The organism is Herbiconiux solani NBRC 106740 (assembly GCF_001571005.1).
Classification (GTDB): domain Bacteria; phylum Actinomycetota; class Actinomycetes; order Actinomycetales; family Microbacteriaceae; genus Herbiconiux; species Herbiconiux solani.
The window spans coordinates 351,497-373,674 of sequence record NZ_BCST01000002.1 but is presented as its reverse complement, the minus strand read 5'-3'; the positions used below and the strand labels follow the sequence as shown (position 1 = coordinate 373,674).

General features: G+C 71.8%; 18 protein-coding genes. 14 read left to right on the top strand and 4 right to left on the bottom strand.

Translation table 11 applies throughout. From position 1 onward, the window contains the following. Positions 1–78: 78 nt before the first annotated feature. The 9 genes from HSO01S_RS04955 to HSO01S_RS04915 all read left to right on the top strand — a co-directional run bounded on the left by HSO01S_RS04955 (position 79) and on the right by HSO01S_RS04915 (position 13,854). The gene (locus HSO01S_RS04955; RefSeq protein ID WP_157078913.1) at positions 79–663 is read left to right on the top strand and encodes a TetR/AcrR family transcriptional regulator; all 585 of its coding nucleotides are present in this window, start codon (positions 79–81) and stop codon (positions 661–663) included. 77 nt (positions 664–740) lie between these two features. Continuing rightward, a complete protein-coding gene (locus HSO01S_RS04950) occupies positions 741–3,725 on the top strand; it encodes an MMPL family transporter (protein ID WP_084361316.1) in 2,985 nt (994 codons plus the stop codon). Further along, positions 3,722–5,626 (top strand): YhgE/Pip domain-containing protein, encoded by a 1,905-nt coding sequence (locus HSO01S_RS04945; protein WP_066039450.1) that lies wholly within the window; start codon positions 3,722–3,724, stop codon positions 5,624–5,626. Before HSO01S_RS04950 ends, HSO01S_RS04945 begins: the two co-directional genes overlap by 4 nt. A gap of 114 nt (positions 5,627–5,740) precedes the next feature. Continuing rightward, positions 5,741–6,991 carry an MFS transporter gene (locus HSO01S_RS04940; protein WP_066039449.1) on the top strand — a complete coding sequence of 417 codons (1,251 nt, stop codon included), beginning with the start codon at positions 5,741–5,743 and terminating at the stop codon, positions 6,989–6,991. Positions 6,992–7,074: 83 nt separating this feature from the next. Then, complete coding sequence (locus HSO01S_RS04935) at positions 7,075–8,001, top strand: LLM class F420-dependent oxidoreductase (RefSeq protein WP_066039448.1); 927 nt, start codon at positions 7,075–7,077, stop codon at positions 7,999–8,001. Positions 8,002–8,074: 73 nt separating this feature from the next. Further along, the gene (locus tag HSO01S_RS04930) at positions 8,075–8,371 is read left to right on the top strand and encodes a putative quinol monooxygenase (protein WP_066039447.1); all 297 of its coding nucleotides are present in this window, start codon (positions 8,075–8,077) and stop codon (positions 8,369–8,371) included. A 256-nt stretch (positions 8,372–8,627) separates the two neighbouring features. Further along, positions 8,628–11,102: a DEAD/DEAH box helicase gene (locus HSO01S_RS04925; RefSeq protein WP_066039446.1), complete on the top strand. Its 2,475-nt coding sequence runs from the start codon at positions 8,628–8,630 to the stop codon at positions 11,100–11,102. A gap of 15 nt (positions 11,103–11,117) precedes the next feature. Then, complete coding sequence (locus HSO01S_RS04920) at positions 11,118–12,086, top strand: DMT family transporter (RefSeq protein WP_066039445.1); 969 nt, start codon at positions 11,118–11,120, stop codon at positions 12,084–12,086. Between the two features lie 190 nt (positions 12,087–12,276). Further along, positions 12,277–13,854 carry a hypothetical protein gene (locus HSO01S_RS04915; RefSeq protein WP_066039444.1) on the top strand — a complete coding sequence of 526 codons (1,578 nt, stop codon included), beginning with the start codon at positions 12,277–12,279 and terminating at the stop codon, positions 13,852–13,854. Between the two features lie 27 nt (positions 13,855–13,881). Here HSO01S_RS04915 and HSO01S_RS04910 read toward each other — a convergent pair whose 3' ends face one another. Both HSO01S_RS04910 and HSO01S_RS04905 read right to left on the bottom strand, forming a co-directional pair. Continuing rightward, complete coding sequence (locus HSO01S_RS04910; protein ID WP_066039443.1) at positions 13,882–14,232, bottom strand: DUF202 domain-containing protein; 351 nt, start codon at positions 14,230–14,232, stop codon at positions 13,882–13,884. Further along, positions 14,229–14,654 (bottom strand): YidH family protein, encoded by a 426-nt coding sequence (locus HSO01S_RS04905; protein ID WP_066039442.1) that lies wholly within the window; start codon positions 14,652–14,654, stop codon positions 14,229–14,231. The genes HSO01S_RS04910 and HSO01S_RS04905 overlap by 4 nt, the downstream gene beginning before the upstream one ends. Positions 14,655–14,756: 102 nt before the next feature. Here HSO01S_RS04905 and HSO01S_RS19000 point away from each other — a divergent pair, with 102 nt between their 5' ends. Continuing rightward, positions 14,757–14,912, top strand: a complete 156-nt coding sequence (locus tag HSO01S_RS19000) for an LPXTG cell wall anchor domain-containing protein (protein WP_169799937.1) — start codon at positions 14,757–14,759, stop codon at positions 14,910–14,912. 15 nt (positions 14,913–14,927) lie between these two features. Here HSO01S_RS19000 and HSO01S_RS04900 read toward each other — a convergent pair whose 3' ends face one another. Then, the gene (locus HSO01S_RS04900) at positions 14,928–16,211 is read right to left on the bottom strand and encodes an isochorismate synthase (RefSeq protein WP_066039441.1); all 1,284 of its coding nucleotides are present in this window, start codon (positions 16,209–16,211) and stop codon (positions 14,928–14,930) included. 190 nt (positions 16,212–16,401) lie between these two features. On the opposite strand from HSO01S_RS04900, the gene HSO01S_RS04895 reads away from it, so the two are divergent. Genes HSO01S_RS04895 through HSO01S_RS04885 form a run of 3 tightly spaced genes read left to right on the top strand, consistent with a single transcriptional unit; the run spans position 16,402 to position 19,550 of the window. Further along, complete coding sequence (locus HSO01S_RS04895; protein ID WP_169799936.1) at positions 16,402–17,106, top strand: demethylmenaquinone methyltransferase; 705 nt, start codon at positions 16,402–16,404, stop codon at positions 17,104–17,106. Positions 17,107–17,116: 10 nt separating this feature from the next. Then, positions 17,117–18,172: a polyprenyl synthetase family protein gene (locus HSO01S_RS04890; protein ID WP_066039439.1), complete on the top strand. Its 1,056-nt coding sequence runs from the start codon at positions 17,117–17,119 to the stop codon at positions 18,170–18,172. A gap of 25 nt (positions 18,173–18,197) precedes the next feature. Further along, a complete protein-coding gene (locus HSO01S_RS04885; protein ID WP_066039438.1) occupies positions 18,198–19,550 on the top strand; it encodes an FAD-dependent oxidoreductase in 1,353 nt (450 codons plus the stop codon). 150 nt (positions 19,551–19,700) lie between these two features. Here HSO01S_RS04885 and HSO01S_RS04880 read toward each other — a convergent pair whose 3' ends face one another. Continuing rightward, entirely contained in the window at positions 19,701–20,663 is a 963-nt protein-coding gene (locus tag HSO01S_RS04880; RefSeq protein WP_084361315.1) for a DMT family transporter, read from the bottom strand. Between HSO01S_RS04880 and HSO01S_RS04875 the strand changes: the two genes are divergently transcribed. Continuing rightward, positions 20,662–22,116 (top strand): aminotransferase-like domain-containing protein, encoded by a 1,455-nt coding sequence (locus HSO01S_RS04875; RefSeq protein WP_066039436.1) that lies wholly within the window; start codon positions 20,662–20,664, stop codon positions 22,114–22,116. The two genes, HSO01S_RS04880 and HSO01S_RS04875, sit on opposite strands and share 2 nt — an antisense overlap. Positions 22,117–22,178 lie beyond the last annotated feature (62 nt).

Sequence of the window (22,178 nt, the reverse complement as noted above, 5' to 3'; positions counted from 1 at the left end):
CCGCGTCACCTGACAGGAAACTTGGAATCTGACCGATCGTGCAGGCGCTGACCGATCGGTCAGGTTAGGGTCGATCTCGTGCCATCCACCCCTCCGACCCCCGTGCAGCGCGTCCAGATCGACGCCGGGGCCGAGTTGCGCCTGGTGGCGCTCGAGATGTTCGCCGAGAACGGCTACTCGGGCACGAGCCTCCAGCAGATCGCGGATGCGGCGGGCTACTCGAAGTCGAGCGTGCTCTACCACTTCCGCTCCAAGGAGGCGCTGTTCGAAGCGGCCCTCACCCCCGCCGTCGCCGAGCTCGACCTGTTCCTGGAGTCGATCGTCGAGAAGCTGACGAACGACGAGCACCGCTCCGGGTTCGTCGAGGAGTTCATCGACCTGCTGCTCGAGCACCGGCTCGCGGCGCACATCATCATCAACCAGGGCCAGACCCTGTCCGACATCCCGATCATCGACCAGGCCACCGGCCTGATCGGCCGGATCGGCGAGTCGTTCATGTCCGGCCTGCCCACGACCCAGCAGCGCATCCGTCTCGGAATCGCGCTCGCAGGTGCCGCCTACGTCATGGTGGCCCTGCGCCCCAGTGCCGTCGAGCTCGACGACTTGGATGAGGTCAGGGAGGCCCTCATCGACGTCGTCACCGAGCTGATCACCCCGCTCTGATCAGCCCGCGCTGATCACCGCAGTTCGATCACCCCAGAACACCGAAGACACACCACCCGAACCCGAGGAGCCCTCCCGTGGCCACACTGCTCTACCGCATCGGACGATTCGCCTTCCGTCGCGCCTGGTACGTGATCGCGGCGTGGGTGCTCATCCTCGCCGGCGTCGTCGGCGGCGGTCTCGCCCTGGGCGGCCAGACCCAGGAGAGCTTCTCGATCCCCGGCACCGAATCGCAGCAGACGATCGACACACTGGAGAACCTCTTCCCCTCGGCCGCCGGCGCCGCCGCGACCGTGGTGATCGTCGCGCCCGACGGGCAGAGCGTCAACGACGACACGGTGAAGCAGGAGATCACGACCGCGAGCGACGACATCACGAAGATCGAGCACGTCGCCGCGGTCATCTCCCCGTACTCGGAGTACGCCACCAACGCCATCTCGGAGGACGGCACGACCGCCCTGCTCAAGGTGCAGTTCGACGGGCCGGCCACCGACATCCCCGACTCGACGCTGGACTCGCTGAAGACCACCGCCGACGCCCTCGACGCCGAGGGCATGCAGGTCTCCTACGGCGGTGAGGTGTTCCAGAACCAGACCTTCGGCCCGACCCTCACCGAGGGCATCGGCGTGCTCTTCGCCGGCGTGGTGCTGTTCATCACCTTCGGTTCGCTGCTCGCGGCCGGGCTCCCGCTCCTGACCGCGCTGATCGGCGTCGGGGTCTCGTTCGGCGGCATCTCGGTGGTCGCCGCCTTCACCACGGTGTCGAGCACCGCGCCGATGCTCGCGATCATGATCGGGCTGGCGGTCGGGATCGACTACGCCCTGTTCATCCTCTCGCGCCACCGGAGCCAGCTCGCCAAGGGGCTCGAACCCGAGGAATCGGCGGCCCAGGCGGTCGCGACCGCGGGCGCCGCCGTGGTCTTCGCCGGCCTCACGGTGATCATCGCGCTGCTCGGCCTCCTCGTGGTCGGCATCCCGTTCCTCTCGGTGATGGGCGTGGCCGCGGCCTTCGCCGTGTTCGCGGCGGTCGCGATCGCGATCACCCTGCTGCCGGCGATCATGGGCGTCGCGAAGCGGCGTCTCGCGCCGAAGCCCGGGTCGCGGGCCGCCCGCCGGGCCATCGCGGCGTCGGAGGAGACGGCGAAGCCCTCGCTCGGCGGCCGCTGGGTCGGCATCGTGATGAAGGCGCCGATCGTGTTCATCGTCGCCGTGGTGGGCCTGCTCGGGGTCGTCGCGATCCCGGCCTTCAGCCTCGACCTCAACCTCCCGACCGCCGCGTCGCAGCCCGAGGGCAGCACGGCGCGCACGGCCTACGACACCGTCGCCGAGAAGTTCGGCCCGGGGTACAACGGCACCATTGTCGTGGTGGCCGACATCACGCAGACGACCGACATCCAGAACGATCTCGCGGGCATCCGCTCGGATCTCGAAGCGGTCGACGGGGTCGCGACGGTCGGCCCCGGCCTGCCCGACCCGACGCTCGACACCGCGATCTTCCAGGTCGTGCCGACCACCGCGCCGGATTCGCCCGAGACCAAGAACCTGGTCGAGCGGCTGCGCGAGATGAAGGGCGAGATCGACTCGCAGTACGGCACGCCGATCACGGTCAGCGGCCAGACCGCCGTCGCGATCGACGTCTCCAACCAGCTGACGAACGCGCTGGTGCCGTTCGGCATCCTCGTGGTCGGCCTCTCGATCGTGCTGCTGGCGATGGTCTTCCGCTCCATCGCGGTGCCGATCAAGGCGGCGCTCGGCTTCGTGCTCTCGGTGGGCGCGTCGTTCGGTGTGACGGTGGCCGTGTTCCAGATGGGAGTGGCCGCCGACCTGCTGAACGTGCACGCCCAGGGGCCGATCATCAGCTTCCTGCCGATCCTTTTGATGGCGATCCTGTTCGGGCTCGCGATGGACTACGAGGTCTTCCTCGTCTCCGGCATGCGGGAGGAGTTCGTCAAGACGAAGGATGCGCGGCGGGCCGTGCGGGTCGGCTTCCAGAACGGCGCCCGCGTCGTCACCGCGGCCGCGCTGATCATGTTCTTCGTCTTCTTCGCGTTCATCCCGGAGGGGGAGGGGGCGATCAAGGAGATCGCGCTCGCGCTCGCGGTAGGCGTCTTCGTGGACGCCTTCCTGGTGCGGATGACGCTGGTGCCGGCCATCATGACCCTGCTCGGCAAGAGCGCCTGGTACCTGCCGAGGTGGCTGGACCGCGCGCTGCCGAACGTCGACGTCGAGGGCGAGAGCCTCCGCGAGCACATCGAGGAGCGCGAGTGGGCGGCCGGTCGCACCGGCGCGGCCCTCGGCGCCGAAGACCTGGTCGTCGCCGGAGCCGGGGCGCCGCTGGCGTTCACCGTCTCGCGGGGCGCGGTCGCCGTGCTCACCGGCGACACCGCCGCCCGCCGCCTGGTCGGCGCCACGATGGCCGGGCGCATCGCGCCGGAGTCCGGACACCTCCAGGTGCTCGGCTACAGCCTGCCCTCGCAGTCGGCTGACGTCGCCAAGCGGGTCAGCCTGGTCGACCTCGACTCGCGGCGGCTCGACGACAGCACCGCCGTCGGCGATGCGATCGGCGAGCGGATCGCGCTCAACCGCGCCCTGCCCCGGCGGGTGCCTCGGAGCGAGGTCGAACCGCTGGTCGAGCGGATCAACCGGGCGCTGGCGGAGGCGGGGGGATCGGCGGGTGGCGGTATCGGCTCGGGTGCGGCGTCGGGCCCTGCTGAGCCGGCCATCGACATCCACCGCACGCTCGGCGAGCTCTCACCGCTCGCGCTCTCGCTGCTGTACGTGGCACTCGGCGTCGCCGACGGCTCCGAGGTGCTCGTGGTCGACGCCGGCGACGGCGACTTCGCTCACCCCGCGACCCCGGCCTTCGCCGCCGCCGTCGCCCGGGTCGCAGGTCCCGGCACCACCGTGATCCTCGGGCTCGAGTCCGAGCCCGCCAGCCACGCGGCGACCGTGGGCGACCGCGCCCTCGTCCGCATCGCGGTCGGCGAGGCGCGCGAGCCCTCGCTGACCGGCGCCCCCACCCGTTCCGCCATCCGTCCCGCTTCGGAAGAAGGCATCCGATGAGCTCCTCCACCACCTCCGTCACCCCCACGCCCCGGATGCGGCGGCGCACCAAGATCGTGCTGGTCGTGCTCGCCGTGCTGGCCGTGGTCTTCACGCCGCTGGCCATCAACGGCCTGTTCTCCGGTGCCCTCGCGAACGCCGACACGAACCTCTCGACGGTGCCGGCCGCGATCGTCAACAACGACCAGATGACCACCACGACGAACGCCGACGGCACCCAGTCGGTCAACTTCGCCGGCCGCGGCCTCGTCACCGAGCTCACCGGAGCGGGCCAGACCGGCTTCGACTGGAAGGCCACGAGCGCCGACGACGCAGCCAAGGGTCTGGAGGACGGCCGCTACTACGCCGTGCTCACGATCCCCTCGGACTTCTCGGCGACGCTCAACACGCTCGGCACCCCCGACCCCAAGCAGGGCCTGATCGACATCACGACGGATGCCTCGCACGGCTACCTCTCGGGCATCGTGGCCTCCACGGTCGCCTCGGCCGTGCAGTCCGGCTTCGGCCAGACCGTCACGGCGCAGGTCGTGAACGGCATCTACACCAGCTTCGGAACGGTCGGCACGAGCCTCACGGATGCGGCGAACGGCGCGACCCAGCTGGGTTCGGGCGCCGACCAGCTCGCCACCGGTGCCACCCAGCTCGCCGACGGCGCCACGCAGCTCTCGGGCGGGGCCGGGCAGCTCACGACCGGGCTGACGCAGTACACCGACGGGGTGAGCGGGCTCGCGACGGGGCTCGATCAGCTGCGGACGGGGACGAGCCAGCTGGGGGCGCTCGGGACGGGCGTCTCGGACTACGTCAGCGGCGCTCAGCAGCTGTCCGACGGGTTCGCCCAGGCCATCGCCAACCCCCAGTTGGGGCTCACACCCGAGCAGCAGGCGGGACTCGGATTGTTCGGGGCGCAGCTGCAGGGTTATGCGGATCAGGGAGCGCCTCTGAAGGCTGGCGCAGCGGCCCTGCCGCAGCTGTCCTCGGGGATCGCGAGTGCCGCATCCGGTGCCGACCAGCTCGCGGCGGGCGGACCCGCCCTCGTCTCGGGCGCCCAGCAGCTCACCGACGGCGCGGCCCAGCTCGCGCCGGGCGCCACGCAGCTCTCGACCGGAGCCACCCAGCTCGGCGACGGAGCCCGCACCCTCGCCTCGGGCCTCACGACCGGGGCGCAGCAGATCACCGCGAACGCCTCGGGCGACTCCTCGAGCGCGGCCGGCGTGATCGCGCAGCCCGTGAAGGTCGACGTGTCGACCCAGAACCAGGTGACGAACGTCGGGCAGATCGTGTCGACCATCCTCGTGCCGACCGCACTCTGGATCGGAGCGCTCGCACTCTTCCTCTGGCTGCGGCCGTTCTCCCGCGCGGTGCTCGCCTCCTCGGCGACGACGGCACGGCTCACGCTCCGCACCTTCGGGCGGGCCGCGGTCATCGCCGCCGGCCAGGCCGTGCTGCTCGTGCTCTTCCTGCACCTGGCGCTCGGGGTGGCGTGGAGCTCGTTCCCGGCGACCCTCGGGTTCTCGCTGATCGTGGCGCTCGCGTTCGCGGCGTTCCACCAGTTCCTGACGACCGCGTTCGGGCGGGTGGGCGCGGTGATCTCGCTCGTGCTGCTCGCGCTGCAGCTCGCGTCGACCGGCGGGCTGTACCCGATCGAGATCCTGTCAGGGCCGTTCCAGGCGCTCAGCGCGATCACACCGCTCAGCTATGCGGTCGCGGGGGTGCAGGCCATCCTCACCGGCGGTGACGCGGGCACCGTCGTGCAGGCCGCGCTGGTCATGGCCGGGGTGCTCGTGGTCAGCGTGCTGCTGGCCGGAGCGGCGCTCGCGCGCCGACGCCGGCCGGTCGAGATCGGGTGGCTGGTGCCGAAGCGGGCCTCGCGCGCGCCGTCGGCGCGGGCGCGGCTGGCGTAGCGCGGGCGGGCTGGGCAGGCTGGGCTGGTCCGGCTGGTCTGGTCGGCCTTCTCACCGCCCGCGCGGCCCTTCGGCGCAGTCGTGCCGGCGTGACGGGGCTCTACGATTGAAGCGATGACCCCGACGTCCCGCTTCGTGAGATCCACCTTCCCCTGGAGCCTCCTGGTCGGCATCGTCTGCATCGGCTTCATCCTGCGTGGCCCCATCATCGCGGTCGCCCCGATCACCGGGACCATCAGCGCAGAACTGTCGATGTCGGCGGCCCAGGCGGGCCTTCTGACGACCCTGCCGGTGCTCTGCTTCGCGCTCGTCACGCCGCTCGCCTCGGTCTTCGTGGGCAAGGCCGGCGCGAACTTCGCGACGACGACCGCGATCATCGGCGTGGGCATCGGGTCGATCGTGCGCTCGGCCGGCGGCATCGAGGCGACCTTCGCCGGCACCGTGATCATGGGCGCGTTCATCACGATCGGCAACGTCGTGATCCCGGTGATCATCCGCCGCGACGTGCCCGCCGAACGGGTCGGCATCGTGACCGGCGCCTACACCTCGGCGCTCAACGTCAGTTCGATGATCACCTCGCTCGCGACCGTCCCGCTCGCCCTGGCCTTCGGCTGGCGGGGCGCGCTGCTGACCTGGCTGGGCTTCGTCGTGCTCGCCGCGGTGGCGTGGCTGATCGCGATGGGCCCGCGGAAGGCGTTCCGCTGGGGGCCCGTGCAGGCCGGGGTCGAGACTGGCGCGTTCGAGACCGTGGCGATCGACACCCGCGGCATCCCGCTCGCGGCCCCCGAGCCCCGCACCTGGCGCAACCTCTCGGCCCTCTTCCTCGCGCTGGCGTTCGCGGGCCAGGCCTTCTCCTACTACGGCCTCACGGCATGGTTCCCCACGATCCTCGAGCAGGAGCTGTCGTACAGCGCGGCGGATGCGGGCAGCAGCTCGTCCGTCTTCCAGATCGCCGCCGTGGTGGGGGCGCTCGGGGTGCCGCTGGTGTCGAAGCGGCTCGGCATCCCCGTCACCTTCGCGATCGTGTCGGCGCTGTGGATCAGCTTCCCGCTCGGCATGATGCTCGCGCCCGGCGCCTGGGCGGTCTGGGGATCGCTCGGCGGGGTCGCCCAGGGCGGTGGGATCACGATCGTGTTCATGCTGATCGTGCAGCTCTCGCTGTCCGGCACCCACGCCCGCCGGCTCTCGGCGATGGTGCAGGGCATGGGCTACGCGCTCGGCGCGACCGCCCCCACCGTGGTCGGGGCGGTGCACGACGCCACCGGTGCCTGGACGCTGCCGATCGCGACGGTGCTCGTCGCCACCCTCGTGTTCACGGCGGCGGGGCTGGCCGGGGCCGTGCGGGCGACGCACTTCCGGGCGTAGCCGCCGCTTGCCGACTGCGCCTCTCGCAGCGTGCACCTGCCGGGGCCAGCTCCGCTGTCGGCGGCGCGCTATAGCATTCCCCCATGCAGTTCAGGATCTTCACCGAACCTCAGCAGGGCGCCACCTACGACGAGCTCCTCGCGGTCGCGCAGGCCACCGAGCGCCTCGGCTTCGACGCCTTCTTCCGCTCCGACCACTACCTCCGCATGGGCGACGGCGACCCGGGCGCGGGGCCGACGGATGCGTGGACGACGCTGGCCGGCCTCGCCCGCGAGACCGAGCGCATCCGTCTGGGCACGCTCGTGTCGAGTGTGACGTACCGGTATCCCGGCATCCTCGCGATCCAGGTGGCGCAGGTCGACCAGATGTCGGGCGGGCGGGTCGAGCTCGGGCTCGGCACCGGCTGGTTCGAGCAGGAGCACCTGGCCTACGGCATCCCGTTCCCGGCGAAGCGCTTCGGCCTGCTCGAGGAGCAGCTCGAGATCGTGACGAGCCTCTGGGCCACCGAGCCCGGCGAGACCTACTCCTTCCACGGCGAGCACTACACGCTCGAGGATTCGCCGGCGTTGCCGAAGCCGGTGCAGTCGCCGCTGCCCGTGATCGTCGGGGGCAAGGGCACGACCCGCACGCCGCTGCTCGCCGCCCGGTACGCCAGCGAGTTCAACGTGCCCTTCCCCGACCCGGGAACCCTGCCGGGACTGTTCGAGAACGTGCGCCGCACCTGCGACGAGATGGGCCGCGACCCCGACACGATCGTCTACTCCACCGCGCAGGTCGCGGTGGTCGGGAAGGACGAGGCCGAGATCGAGCGCCGCGCCGCCGCGATCGGCCGCGCGCCGGAGGAGCTGCGCCGCAACGGCCTCGCGGGCACCCCCGCCGAGGTCGTCGACAAGCTCGCGGCGCTGCGGGAGGACGGGGCCGAGACGGTCTACCTGCAGATCCTCGATCTGCACGACCTCGACCACCTCGAGTTGATCGCCCAGGAGGTCGTGCCGGCGCTCGCCGAGTGACGGGTGGCGCGCGGCCGTGCCTGGCCCGGACAGGGTCTCGCGGAAGGCCGGAGGGTCGGCCTAGGGTGAGGGCATGACTGTTCTCTCGCTGCTCGACGTGCGCATCCGGCCCGACGCCCTCGAATCCGCTCCCTCGGTGATCTCCGACGTCCTCACCGCGACCCGGGCGTTCCCGGGGAGCCTCGGCGTGGAGGTCGTCGTCGACGTGGACGACCCCGAGCACTACGTGCTCGTCGAGCGCTGGGCCTCGATGGACGACGACGACGCGTACCGCGCCTGGCGGTCGACGCCGGAGGGTGCGAGCGACCTCGGGTCGATCCTCGCGGGCCCGCCGAGCCTGGTGCGCACCGTCGTCGCCGACGGGGTCTGAGCATCCGCTCGGTCGCCCGCTCTGGCGATCGACGGCCGACTCGTGTAATGTGAGTCGGTCGGCTCTGGACACCGCGAGTTGCATCGCGGATGGGTTTGTAAGTCTGGTGGGCCGGTTTCCCAGTCAGTGCATGGATGCGCTGGTCACTGGTGAATGTCGCGTACGACACGGCCCCCGCTACTCCCGGGGATCTAGTTAGCACTCCAACGCATTCGGTGTTGTGGTGCGCGCATTTCGAGATAACCCGGAAAGAATCATGCCCAAATCCAACAAGTCCGGTGGCTTCAAAGCCGCCAAGAACTACGAGCCCCGCACGCCCGGCAAGGGCGGCCCGAAGGCCGGCAGCCGGAGCCCCGGCCACCGCGGCTACAAGGCCGTCGACGAGGCCGTGCCCGCGCGCAAGCAGCGCTGGAACGCGGATGACCGCGCCACGCGCGGCGCAGCGCCTTCCGGCCGCGGTGCGTCCTACGGCGACCGCCCGGAGCGCGGCGGTTACGACCGCACCGAGCGCCCCTCGTACGGTGACCGTCCGGCCCGTGGTGGGTTCGACCGTTCCTCTTACGGCGACCGTCCGGCCCGTGGTGGTTCGGACCGTCCGTCGTACGGCGACCGCGGGGACCGCGGCGCGCGCCCGGCCCGCGACGGTGAGCGCGGCGGCTACGACCGCAACGAGCGTCCGTCGTACGGTGACCGTGCCGCGTCCGGCGAGCGTCCCGCTCGCGGTGGCTACGAGCGCCCGAGCCGCGAGAACGGCTTCAACAAGTCGGGTACCGGCACCGGCCGTTCCGAGCGTCCGTCGTACGGCGACCGTCCGGCCTCCGGCGACCGTCCCTCGTACGGAGACCGTCCGGCTCGTGGTGGGTACGACCGCCCCGCCTACGGCGACCGCCCCGCTCGCGACGAGGGAGCGCGCGGTCACGACCGCGGCCAGCGCACCGACCGTCAGAAGTGGAACGACGCCCGCAACGAGGAGCGTCGTGCCGCCGCTTCGGCCGAGCGCGACGCCGAGCGCGCCCAGCGCTTCGGCCGTCCGGCAGGCGGCAAGCCGCCGCGCGTCGACGACCGCGGCTACAACCGCAGCGCCCGCCCGACCGCCGACTTCCAGCCCGGCCAGCGTGCCGACCGCCCGGCCCGTTCCGGCGGCTACGACCGCCCCGACCGTTCCTCGTCGGACCGCGGCTACTCGCGTCCCGACCGCGGCGAGCGTTCCGAGCGTCCCTCGTACGGCGACCGTCCGGCGCGTTCCGAGCGTCCCGCGTACGGTGACCGTCCGGCGCGTTCGTTCGACGACCGCCCGAAGCGCAGCTTCGACCGCGACGACCGTCCGGCCCGCACCGAGCGTCCCGCCTACGGCGACCGCCCGGCCCGTGGCGACCGCCCCTCGTACGGCGACCGCGACAACCGGCCGGCCCGCGACTCGAGCTACTACCCGTCCCGCGACGCCAAGCCGGCGTTCCACGGAGATGACGACGTCGTGCTCGAGCGCCTCGAGGCCAAGGCCACCCTGGCCGAAGAGGTCGAGGGCGCCACGTTCTCGAGCCTGGGCCTCGGCGGCAACATCGTCCGCGTGCTCGGTGAGCTCGGGGCCGAGAGCCCGTTCCCGATCCAGTCGGCCACCATCCCGATGGTGCTCGCCGGTCGCGACGTGCTCGGCCGCGGCCGCACCGGTTCCGGCAAGACCATCGCCTTCGGAGCCCCGCTCGTCGAGCGCCTGATGGAGAACGGCGGCGGTGCGAACCGCAAGCCCGGTCGCAAGCCGCGTGCCCTCATCCTGGCCCCGACCCGCGAGCTGGCCCTGCAGATCGACCGCACCGTGCAGCCGATCGCCCGCGCCGTCGGTCTCTTCACCACGCAGATCTACGGCGGCGTGCCCCAGGCCCGTCAGGTCGGAGCTCTCCAGCGCGGTGTCGACATCATCATCGGCACCCCCGGCCGCATCGAGGACCTGATCGAGCAGCGCCGGCTCGACCTCTCCGAGGTCAGCATCACGGTGCTCGACGAGGCCGACCACATGTGCGACCTCGGGTTCCTCGAGCCCGTGCAGCGCATCCTGCGTCACACCAAGGACGGCGGGCAGCGCCTGCTGTTCTCGGCCACCCTCGACAAGGGCGTGGCGAAGCTGGTCGAGGAGTTCCTCGTGAACCCCAGCGTGCACGAGGTCGCCGGTGAGGACCAGGCGTCCTCGACGATCGACCACCGCGTGCTGATCGTCGAGCACCGCGACAAGGGCGCGATCATCGAGCAGCTGGCCGACCGCAACGGCAAGACGCTGATCTTCGCCCGCACCCGTGCCTACGCCGAGACGCTCGCCGAGCAGCTGGAGGATGCCGGGTTCCCGGCGACCAGCCTGCACGGCGACCTCAACCAATCCCGCCGCACCCGCAACCTGCAGATGCTGACCTCGGGACGGGTGTCCGTGCTCGTGGCGACCGATGTGGCGGCCCGCGGCATCCACGTCGACGACATCGACCTGGTCATCCAGGCCGACGCCCCGGACGAGTACAAGACGTACCTGCACCGTGCCGGCCGCACCGGCCGTGCCGGCAAGAAGGGGACGGTCGTCACGATCATTTCCCGCAGCCGTGCGCGCCGGATGGACGAGCTGCTCGGCCGCGCCGAGATCGCAGCCGAGATGGTCACGGTCACGCCGGGCGACCGGCTCGTGAGCGAGCTCGCGGCCGACCAGGCTCCCGTGGCTCTCGACGCCGCGGCCGTCGGGACCGACCGCTAGGGTCCACCGAACCGGATGATCCCCGTCACCACGCCGCGCGCCGGCCGTCTGCCCCTCTGGGTGGCGGTCGGCGTCGCCGTCGTGTGCGGCATCCTGATGGCGACCCAGTCGCGCATCAACGGGGAGTTCGGCCGCCGGCTCGGCGACGGGTTCACCGCCGCCGCGATCAGCTTCACGGTCGGGCTCGTCATCGTCGCGGTGATCGTGGCGCTCATGCCCTCGGCGCGCGTCGGTGCCCGGCGGGCGGTCGGCGAGGTGCGCGCGGGTCGGTTGCCCGGGTGGATGCTGCTCGCCGGTTTCGGCGGCGGCGTCTTCGTGCTGACGCAGGGGCTCGCCTCGGCGCTGGTCGGGGTGTCGCTGTTCACGGTGGCGTTCATCGGTGGGCAGACCATCTCGGGGCTCGTGGTCGACCGGGTCGGCATCGGGCCGGGTGGGCGGCGGTTGTTCACCGTGCGCCGGGTGCTCGGCGCCGCGATCGCGTTCGGGGTCGTGGTGTGGTCGGTCTCGGTGCACATCGATCCTGCCGTGCCGGTCTGGCTGCTCGCGCTGCCGTTCGTCGCCGGCGTCGCGCAGGCGGTGCAGCAGGCCGCCAACGGGCGGGTCGCCGCCGCCTCGGGGTCGGCCGTGAGCTCGACGCTGTTCAACTTCATCGCCGGGTCGGGGCTGCTGATCGTGATCGCGCTCGTGCACGCGCTGATCGTGGGCGGCCTGCCCCCGATCGCGGCGTACCCCGGCGACTGGTGGCTCTACCTCGGCGGCCCGCTCGGCGTGGTGTTCATCTTCGGGCTCGCGACCGCGGTGCGCGTGACCGGGGTGCTGCTGCTCGGGCTGTGCTCGATCACGGGGCAGCTGCTCGGGTCGATCGCGATCGACCTCGTGGCGCCGGGCGTCGGCCACACCGTCGACTGGACCACGCCGATCGCCGCCGTGCTCGTCGTCGTCGCGGTGCTCGTGGTGTCGCTGCCGTCGCGCGTGCGCCTCTGACCCTGCGCCCTCGGACCACCCCAGAATCTGTGGGGTCTGAAGAGCTTCCGGGCGGGGTGAAGGATGCGTATCCATGGAGATTTCTGTCTCGCCCTGGGTTTTTCCAGGGTCGGTTGCTAGGGTCGAAGGGCTTCGTTTTCGTGCCCCTCTGTGCGCACAACCGCTTGAACCCTCCGAAAGTGCTCCACGTTTGACTTCTCCCGACTCGCGCTCCGACGGTGCTGAACCGACCCGCGACGCGACCCTCGGCACTGCGCCGGCGGGTTCGCCGACACGTCGTCAACTCCGTGAACTGCGACTCCAGGAGCAGCAGCGCGCCGAGGCCCAGGCCGAGCCGGCCGCTCCCGCCGCTCCTCTGACGCGCCGGCAGCTGCGCGAGCGCGAGCAGGCCGAGCGCCTCCGCGAGCAGGAGCTCCGTGCCGAAGAACTGGCCACGATCGAGATCGCCGACTTCGGCTCCGGCCCCCTCGAGCCCCAGATCTCCCTTCCTCTCCAGGCCGTCACCGAGAGCCGCCCGGTCGAAGCCGACCCGGTCGCCGAAGACGTCGCACAGGCCTCCGAGGCCGACGAGCCCGTGTACGCCGAGATCGTCGTGGACGCCGAGCCCGTGGACGCGGTCGTCGTCGAATCAGCGGACACTGCCACCGACACGCACGACGAGCTCGAGTCGCACCTCGAGCCCGACGCCTCCGACACCACCCACGTCGAGACGATCGAGACCGTGCCAACCGGCCCGCTCGCCCTGATCGCGTTCGAGCCCGAGCAGCCCCTCCACCTCGCACCCGGCCGCCGGTCCGCGCGTGACGCAGCCCGCTCCTCCGCCGTCGCGGGCCGCTCCCCGCGCGCCTCACGCCCCCCGAAGAGCGGCTCGAACGACTCGTCCACCGGCCCGTCGCGCCGCGAGCGCAAGGCGATCGCGGCCGCAGCCGCGACGACGTCCACGACCGGCACCGGCAAGAACACCGGGAAGAGCAAGGGCTGGGCGAAAGCCGGCCTCAGCGCCGTCGCCATGGCCTTCGTGCTCGGCATCACCGCGGTCACGGGCCTCCCGAGCACCGTCTCGGCCAGCCCGGTCGACGCCAACGTCGTCAACCTGAGCCTCAACGCCAACACGAACTCGACCTCGCAGAAGCTGATCACCTCGGCCGGCTCCTCGACCTCGGTCGACCGCGACGGCTACGCGGTGTCGGATGCGGGCGAGCTGCAGGCCGCCGGCTACTCCACCGCCCAGCTGCTGGTGGGCCGCTCGCTCGCCCAGGAGCTCGTCAACGCGATGGACGCCGGCAAGCTCGTCGGCTCCGTGCCCGACCACCTCAAGGAGATCCGCTGGATCGCCCAGGGCGTCACCGTCGCCGACTGCGGCGTCGACTACCGGGTGCTCGAGATCATCGCGATCGCCGTGCGCAACTTCGACCAGGTCGGCGTCAGCGACATCAACCGCAAGTGCACCGGCCAGATCGAGGGCGCCGGCACGAGCTCGTCGCACTACATCGACGGTGGCGGCCACGCGGTCGACTTTTATCTGCTCAACAACAAGGGCCTGAACGGTGCGGATGCGGGCACGCTCAAGCTGATCAGCATCCTCGACCCGGTCATGCCGGTCGGCGCCCGCGTGGGCCAGGCCAGCTGCCGCACCTCGGCGGGTATCAAGCTCGACCTCACGAACTGGACCGAGTTCGACGACAGCTGCACGCACATGCACGTCGACGTGCCGGTGACGGATGCTCCGCTGCTGCTCAACGACAGCAACCTGCTTCCCGCCGGCTGACCCTCCTCTCGAAGCGGGGCGGGCGCCTCAGAACAGCACGATGGCGCCGAGGATGACGCCCAGCACCGCGGTGGCGACGATCACGACGGTCACCCGCGTGAGCGCGCCCCAGGGCGAGACGCGGCTGCGCGCGGCGGCGCGGCGACGGAGGCCGAAGAGCACGACGACAGCAGCGACCGTGATCAGGGCTGCGGCCAGCGCGCCGATCAGGAACCCGCCGCGCAGGCACGCGAACGCGAGCAGGAGCGCGACCATGGCGGTCGAGAGCGAGGTGCGCTGCCAGGCCAGTGCGGTGCGCTCGGGCTGAAGCCCGGGATCGCGAGTGGGATCCGGGGGGCCGGGGGAGCTCGCGGGACCGGCAGGATCTGCGGGACTCACAGCGCCCGCGCGAGCTCGAACACGGCGTACCCGGCGAGCACGAGGGCCAGCACGACCACCCCGCCCACGAGCCACGGCAGCGCCGCGGGCGCCGGCAGCGGCCGGTCGAGCCGCAGCGCCCGCTCGACACGGCGCCACGAGAAGAGCGCCGAGGCGGCGAGGGCTCCTCCGGCCAGGCACGCGACGAGGGCGATGACCTCGATCAGCCAGGGCAGGTCGGCCAGGGCCGAGAGCGTCGTGAGCGCGACCCCTCCGGCGACCAGCGACAACCCCGTGCGCACCCAGGCGAGGGCCGTGCGCTCGTTGGCGAGACTGAACCGCACATCCGGATCCGACCCCACCCCGTACACCGACCGGGGCCGCCGGTCGTCAGGGGCGGATGCCCCGGGATCCTCGGGGGGCAGGTCGGTCCCGGCGCTCATACCCGAACTCTAACCCGCGAGGGCGCACGCGCTCCCGCGCGACCCGAGCGGTCCGGAGGCGCCCGGGTTAGGCTGTGCGCAGCCATCCCAGGAGGAACCACCGTGACACTCGCCGCCACTTCGCACGCCGCCGCCGACCTCGCCGCGACCGGAGCCAACGGGCAGCTCGCCCTGATCATCGGCGGCATCGCCGTCGCCGTGCTCATCATCGGCGGCATCGTGCTGCTCGTCACGCGCCGCCGCCGCAACGGCAACTGACCCGCGCGACCCGCTCTAGCCGAAGGCCTCCACGATCGGCCTGAACTTCATCTTCGTCTCGAGGTACTCCCGCTCGGGCTCCGAGTCGGCCACGATGCCGCAGCCGGCGTACGCGGTGATGTCGCCCACTGCATCCACCTGCGCCGAGCGCAGCGCCACGGCCCACTCGCCGTCGCCGTCGGCACCCACCCAGCCCACCGGGCCGGCGTAGCGGCCGCGGTCGAAGGGCTCCAGCTCGTGGATCAGCTCGAGCGCCACGGCGGTCGGCGTCCCCGCCACCGCCGCCGTCGGGTGCAGCGCGGCGATCAGGTCGAGCGAGGTCGACCCGTCGCTCAGCGTGCCCTCGACGTCGCTCGCGAGGTGCCAGAGGTTCGGCAGCTTGAGCGTGAACGGCAGCTCGCTCGTGGTGAGCGTGCGGCTGTGCGGCGCGAGGGCCGCGACCACGCTGTTGACCGCGAAGCCGTGCTCGTCCAGGTCTTTCGTGCTGGTCGCGAGGGCGACGGCGCGGTCGTGGTCGGCCTCCGCATCCGCCCCGCGCGCGGTCGTGCCGGCGAGCACGCGGGCGCTCACCGCACCGCGCGAGACCCGCACGAGCGTCTCGGGGCTCGAGCCGATGAAGCCATCGACCGCGTAGGTCCAGCAGTCGGGGTAGCCGAGCGCGAGGTCGGTCAGCGGGCGGCGCAGGTCGGCACCCTCGGGCAGGTGGGCGACGAGGTCGCGTGCGAGCACGACCTTCTCGAGCTCCTGCGCCGCGATCCGATCGACGGCCGCGTCGACGGATGCGCGGAATGCGTCGGCGCTCACGGTACCCGGAAGGAGGGTGATCCGGTACTCGGGCCCGAGCGGCCGGGGCGACAGCACGGGCGTCGGGACGGTGCGCAGGGGCTGCCCCGCGGCATCCACCGCACCGGCCGGCCACTCGGCGACGACCCGGGTGATCCAGAACTGCCCGTCGCGCTTGCCCAGTACGACCTGCGGAACGATGAGAGTGCTGACGGCCGCGGAGTCGTCGGCGAACGCGAAGGTGCCGAACGCCACCAGTCCCGAGCCGGGGAGGGCGATCGGGTCGCTCACCGAGGCGGCCGCGACCACGTCCTTCCAGACCGCGCAGGCGTCGAGCATCCGCGTCGGGCCGCTGAACTCCAGGCGCAGCGCCTCGCCGACGCCGGCGATGCCCTGGCCCTTCCGGATCCAGAGAAGAGGATGACGCGGGTGGAGCAACGGGATGAGGAGCTTCAGGTCGTCGACCCGGCTCGTCTCGACGCGCAGCCGGGGGATCGGACGTGGTGTGGCACTCACGTATTCAGCCTACGCCCGCCGAACGGGCCCCCTGCCGCGCGGAGAGAGGCTCCGACCGGGCTGTCAGGTACCACCCGGAGCGGGACTCCGACGGGGCCGTCCGCGATGCCGGAAGCCCGGCTGCACGCACCCGATCGACTGAACAGCGGCTCCGACGCGGCTGTCAGGCAACTGAACGTAAACTGTCCAGGTGACTAAGGCTGACCTCACCAAGCGACCCGAGCAGGTCTCCGCCATGTTCGACCAGGTCGCCGCCGGCTACGACCGCACCAACAACGTGCTCTCGGTCGGCAACGCGGTGCTCTGGCGTGTGGCGACGACCCGCGCCGTCGACCCGCGCCCCGGCGAGAAGATCCTCGACCTCGCGGCCGGAACCGGGACCTCGAGCGCCTCGCTCGCGAAGAGCGGCGCGCACGTCGTGGCCGCCGACTTCTCCCCGGGCATGATCGAGGTCGGCAAGCGCCAGCAGGCGCACACCCCGAACATCGAGTTCGTCGTGGCCGACGGGATGGCGCTGCCCTTCGCCGACGACGAGTTCGACGCCGTCACGATCTCGTTCGGCCTGCGCAACATCGTCGAGCCGCAGACGGCGCTCGCCGAGCTGTATCGGGTGACCAAGCCCGGCGGCCGCATCGTCATCTGCGAGTTCTCGACGCCGATCAAGCCGCTGCGCTCGATCTACTCCTGGTACCTCGAGAACGTGATGCCGACGCTCGCGAAGGCCGTCTCCTCCAACGTCGACGCCTACGACTACCTCTTCGAGTCGATCGAGTCCTGGCCCGATCAGAAGACGCTCGCCTCCTGGCTTCGCGCCGCGGGCTTCCGGAACGTCGGTTACCGCAACCTCACCGCGGGCATCGTCGCTCTCCACCGCGGAATCAAGCCGGGAAAGTAGGCTAGACCCCGTGCCCTCCAGTCTTCGCCGTGCCACCGGCCGGTCGACCCCGCTCTCCCTGGCCGACCGACTCTTCTCGACCGGGGAAGACCGCCGCACCGCGCGCGTGATCGAAGCCGGGATCGAGGAGCTCGAAGCGCGCCTGGCGCTGGAGACCACCTTCACCGGCGGACTGGTCGACGTCGTCTCCCGCTACCTGCTCGAGGCGGGCGGCAAGCGGGTGCGTCCCGTGCTCGCCTTCCTCACCGCGCAGCTCGGCGACGGCATCACCGACGAGGTGATCACCGCCGCCACCTCGATCGAGCTCACCCACCTCGCCTCGCTCTACCACGACGACGTGATGGACGACGCCGACCAGCGCCGCGGCGTGCCCAGCGCGCAGAAGGTCTGGGGCAACTCGGTCGCCATCCTCACCGGCGACCTGCTGTTCGCCCGGGCCAGCGCGCTGCTCGCGCGCCTCGGCGAGCGGGCCATCCGTCTTCAGGCCGACACCTTCGAGCGGCTCTGCCTCGGCCAGCTCAACGAGACCATCGGGCCCGCGCCCGAGGCCGACCCGGTCGAGCACTACATCGCGGTGCTAGCCGACAAGACGGGCTCGCTGATCTCGGCCTCGGCCCAGCTCGGCGTCATCTTCTCCAACGGCGACGCCCGCTACGAGCAGCCGGTGCGCGACTTCGGCGAGAAGGTGGGCATCGCCTTCCAGCTCGTCGACGACGTGATCGACATCGCGCCGAGCGACGAGGAGACCGGCAAGACGCCCGGCACCGACGTGCGCGCCGGGGTCGCGACCCTGCCCGTGCTGTACCTCCGCGAGCAGGCGGCCTCCGACAAGACGGCCGCGGCCCTGCTCGAGCGGCTGAGCCCCGAGGCCCTCGAGGCCGACGGCGCCGCCGCGTCGGGTGAGGCGATCCGGATGCTCCGCGAGAACGCGGTCACCCGCCGCACGATCGACGAGGCCCGTCGCTACGCCCGCGAGGCCGTCGAGGCGCTCGCCCCGCTGCCCGAGGGCACCGTGAAGAAGACTCTCACCCGCTTCGCCGACACGGTCGTCGAACGCACCAGCTGACCCACAACCGAAGGAAACACTCACCGTGACCAAGCTCCGTTTGGCCATCGTCGGAGCCGGCCCCGCCGGCATCTACGCCGCAGATCTTCTCGTGAAGGCCGAGCGTCACTTCGACGTCTCGATCGACCTGTTCGAGCAGCTGCCCGCCCCTTACGGCCTCGTGCGCTACGGCGTCGCGCCCGACCACCCGCGTATCAAGGGCATCATCACCGCGCTCCGCGAGGTGCTCGACTCGGGCGTCATCCGTTTCTTCGGCAACGTGCGCTACGGCGTCGACATCACGCTCGACGACCTGAAGAAGCACTACAACGCCGTCATCTTCTCCACCGGCGCCATCCGCGACGCCTCGCTCAACATCAGCGGCATCGACCTCGAGGGCTCCTACGGCGCCGCCGACTTCGTGAGCTGGTTCGACGGGCACCCGGACGTGCCGCGCACCTGGCCGCTCGAGGCCGAGTCGGTGGCCGTGATCGGCAACGGCAACGTGGCGCTCGACGTCTCGCGCATCCTCGCGAAGCACGCCGACGACCTGCTCGTCACCGAGATCCCGTCGAACGTCTACGAGGGCCTCAAGGCCTCGCCGGTCACCGACGTGCACGTCTTCGGCCGCCGCGGACCGGCGCAGGTGAAGTTCACGCCGCTCGAGCTGCGCGAGCTCGGCGAGATGAACGACGTCGACATGGTCGTCTACGACGAGGACTTCGAGCTCGACGAGGCCTCCAAGCTCGCGATCGCCTCGAACAAGCAGGTCTTCGTGATCAACAAGGTGCTGAACCAGTGGCGCGAGCGCCCGGTCGGCCAGGCCTCGCGCCGGCTGCACCTGCACTTCTGGGCGAAGCCGCTCGAGATCGTCGGCGACGAGAACGGCCGCGTGGCCGCGATCCGCTACGAGCGCACGGTTCCGGATGCGGCGGGCGGCGTGGTCGGGACCGGTGAGATCCGCGAGATCCCGATCCAGGCGCTCTACCGCGCGGTCGGCTACTTCGGGTCGCCGCTGGACGAGATCCCCTTCGACGAGCAGCACGGCGTCATCCCGAACCATGAGGGACAGGTGCTCGACGACGAGAACCAGATCATCCCCGGCGTCTACGCCACGGGGTGGATCAAGCGCGGACCGGTGGGCCTGATCGGGCACACCAAGTCCGACGCCATGGAGACGCTCTCGCACCTCGTGCGCGACCAGGGCAACTGGTGGACCCCGGCCGACCCCTCCGAGGAGTCGGTGCCCGCCCTGCTCGAGGAGCGTGGCGTGGCGTACACCGATCTCGACGGCTGGCACAAGCTCGACCAGCACGAGTTGGCGCTCGGCGAGGCCGAGGGGCGGCTGCGGGTGAAGGTCGTGCCGCGCGACGAGATGATCTCGATCTCCCGGGCTTGAGCCCGATTTTTTGCCGCGCCGCCGCCTCTGCGGCGCGGGCGACATGCGACGGCGGTGTCGCTGCGCGGCACCGCTGCCGCCTTGGGTCGGGTGGGCGCGGCCGGCGGCCTGCACCACCCGGGCAGAGGCTCGGGGTGCAGGAACGTTGGTTCAGCGGGGCGCCCGGGTCACCCGGGAGCGGACTGCTAGGGCGGCACAGGCTATGACTGCTGCGGCGCCCGCGAGGGTGAGGGGCGTGAGCGGCTCGCCGAGCAGGAGGGCCGCCCAGACGATCGTGAGCACGGGCTGGAGCAGCTGCATCTGGCTGACCGTCGCGATCGGACCGATCCCGAGACCCCGGTACCAGGCGAAGAACCCGAGGAACATGCTGAACAGGCTGACGTAGCCGAAGGCGATCCAGCCCTCCACGCCCGTGCCCTGGTCGAGCGGTGGATGCTGCACCGCCGACACCCCGGTCAGCACGATCATCAGCGGCGCCACCGCCACCAGGGCCCAGCAGATCACCTGCCACGACCCGATCTCCCGTGCCAGCAGCCCGCCCTCGGCGTACCCCACCGCGGCCGCGACGACCGCGCCGAGCAGCAGCAGATCAGAGACGTGCACACCCCCGAACCCGCCCGAGCTCAGCACGGTGAACACCAGCACCGCCACGGCGCCCGCGACCGACGCCACCCAGAACACCCGGCTCGGCCGCTCGCGCCCGCGCAGCACTGCTACCGCCGCGGTCGCCGCCGGCAGCAGCCCGATCACCACGGCTCCGTGCGCGGCCGGCGCGGTCTGCAGCGCGATCGAGGTCAGCAGCGGGAACCCCACCACGACCCCGCCCGCCACGATCAGGATGCGCGGCCAGAACCGCCGCGCGGGCAACGGCGTGCGGGTCACGATCAGCACCACGGCGGCCAGCACTGCGGCGACGAGGGCTCTCCCCGCGCTCACGAACAGGGGGTCGAGGGTGGCGACCGCGATCCGGGTGAACGGCAGCGTGAACGAGAACACGAGCACGCCGGCGAAGCCCCAAGCGAGTCCGGCGACCGGCGTCGTACCCGCTCGTCGCGCCGGAACGGCGGGTAGCGGTACGGTTCCCGAAGCGATAGCGCTATCGTTGTGAGTCATGAACCACGGTAGCAGTTCCGAACGTATCGCCGCAGCCCTCCGCGACGACATCCGCGCGCTGCCGTCCGGCTCGGCACTGCCTGCCACCCGCGCGCTGACGCTCCGGTTCGGCGCCGGCCCCGTCACCGTGCAGCAGGCCGTGCGCACCCTGGTGCGGGAGGGCCTGGTCGAGACGCGACCCGGAGCGGGCACGTTCGTGAGGCGACCCATGGCGTCGCCGCCCGCCGACTACACCTGGCAGACGGCCGCTCTCGGGCCGCTCCGCGCGGAGGGCGCGTTCGTCGGCTCCACGATGCAGACCCCGCCGGTCGAGGTGATCGGCCTGCACAGCGGCTACCCGGCCGACGAGCTGCTGCCCGCGCGGGCCGTGCAGACGGCACTGGCCCGGGCGGCCCGCTCCCGCTCGGCGCTCGATCGCCCGCCCGCCTCCGGCCTGCCCGAGCTGCGCGCCTGGTTCGCCGACGAGCTCGCGCACTCCGGCACGCAGCGGGCGGCCGCCGAGCAGTCGACCGGGGGAGCGGTACTCACGGTCGCCGCCCCGTCCGCGGGCGACGTCACGATCATGCCCGGCGGCCAGAGCGCCCTCTCGTCGGTGTTCCGCGCGCTCGGCCGGCCCGGCGACGCGATCATCATGGAGTCGCCCGGCTACTGGGGCGCCATCGCCGCGGCCCGGCAGGCCGGGCTGGTGATCGTGCCGGTCCCGCGTGACGGCGCGGCCGTCGATCCGGTCGTGCTCGCCGAGGCCTTCGAGCGCTCCCGGGCGCGGTTGTTCTACGCCATGCCGCACTTCGCGAACCCGACCGGCGGGAGCTGGTCGCCCGGCGAGGCCGACCGCATCCTCGCCGTCGTGCGCGAGAACGGCGCCTTCCTGATCGAGGACGACTGGGCGCACGACTTCGCCCTCGACCTCCCGGTGCGCCCGCTCGCGGCCCGGGATGCGGGGGGCCACGTCGTCTACGTGCGCTCGCTCACGAAGAGCGTGTCACCCGCGGTGCGGATCGCGGCCGTGGTGGCGAGGGGCCCGGCGCGCAGCCGCATCCAGACCGACCGGGTGGTCGACGGCCTGTACGTCAGCGGCGTGCTGCAGACCGCCGCGCTCGAGGTCGTCGGCGCACCGAGCTGGCCGGGGCACCTGCGACGGATGCGCGAGCAGCTGCGGCTGCGGCGCGACTCGCTGGTGGCGCTGATCGACGAGCTGTTGCCCGCCGGCACCCTGACCGCGGTGCCGCAGGGCGGGCTCAACCTCTGGCTGCGGCTGCCCGCGGGCGTCGAGGCGCCGGAGTTCGTCGCGCGAGCCGCCGAGGCGGGCGTGCTCGTCTCGCCCGGCGACGAGTGGTTCCCGGCCGAGCCGACCGGCGGGTTCGTGCGGCTGAACTACTCGGGGCCGGACCCGTCGCGCTTCGGCGAGGGCGTCCGCATCCTCGCGGCGACGCTCGACCGCCTCGTGCGCTGACCGTCTCACGCGCTGACCGTCTCACGCGCTGACCTCCTGACCCGCTCGCGCAACCCCGCGAG

Bases quoted from the DNA above. Each gene is read 5' to 3' on its own strand.
- HSO01S_RS04875 (WP_066039436.1), top strand. From the start codon at position 20,662: ATGAACCACGGTAGCAGTTCCGAACGTATCGCCGCAGCCCTCCGCGAC.
- HSO01S_RS04930 (WP_066039447.1), top strand. From the start codon at position 8,075: ATGACTGTTCTCTCGCTGCTCGACGTGCGCATCCGGCCCGACGCCCTC.
- HSO01S_RS04935 (WP_066039448.1), top strand. From the start codon at position 7,075: ATGCAGTTCAGGATCTTCACCGAACCTCAGCAGGGCGCCACCTACGAC.
- HSO01S_RS04920 (WP_066039445.1), top strand. From the start codon at position 11,118: ATGATCCCCGTCACCACGCCGCGCGCCGGCCGTCTGCCCCTCTGGGTG.
- HSO01S_RS04925 (WP_066039446.1), top strand. From the start codon at position 8,628: ATGCCCAAATCCAACAAGTCCGGTGGCTTCAAAGCCGCCAAGAACTAC.
- HSO01S_RS04880 (WP_084361315.1), bottom strand. From the start codon at position 20,663: ATGACTCACAACGATAGCGCTATCGCTTCGGGAACCGTACCGCTACCC.
- HSO01S_RS04945 (WP_066039450.1), top strand. From the start codon at position 3,722: ATGAGCTCCTCCACCACCTCCGTCACCCCCACGCCCCGGATGCGGCGG.
- HSO01S_RS04940 (WP_066039449.1), top strand. From the start codon at position 5,741: ATGACCCCGACGTCCCGCTTCGTGAGATCCACCTTCCCCTGGAGCCTC.
- HSO01S_RS04905 (WP_066039442.1), bottom strand. From the start codon at position 14,654: ATGAGCGCCGGGACCGACCTGCCCCCCGAGGATCCCGGGGCATCCGCC.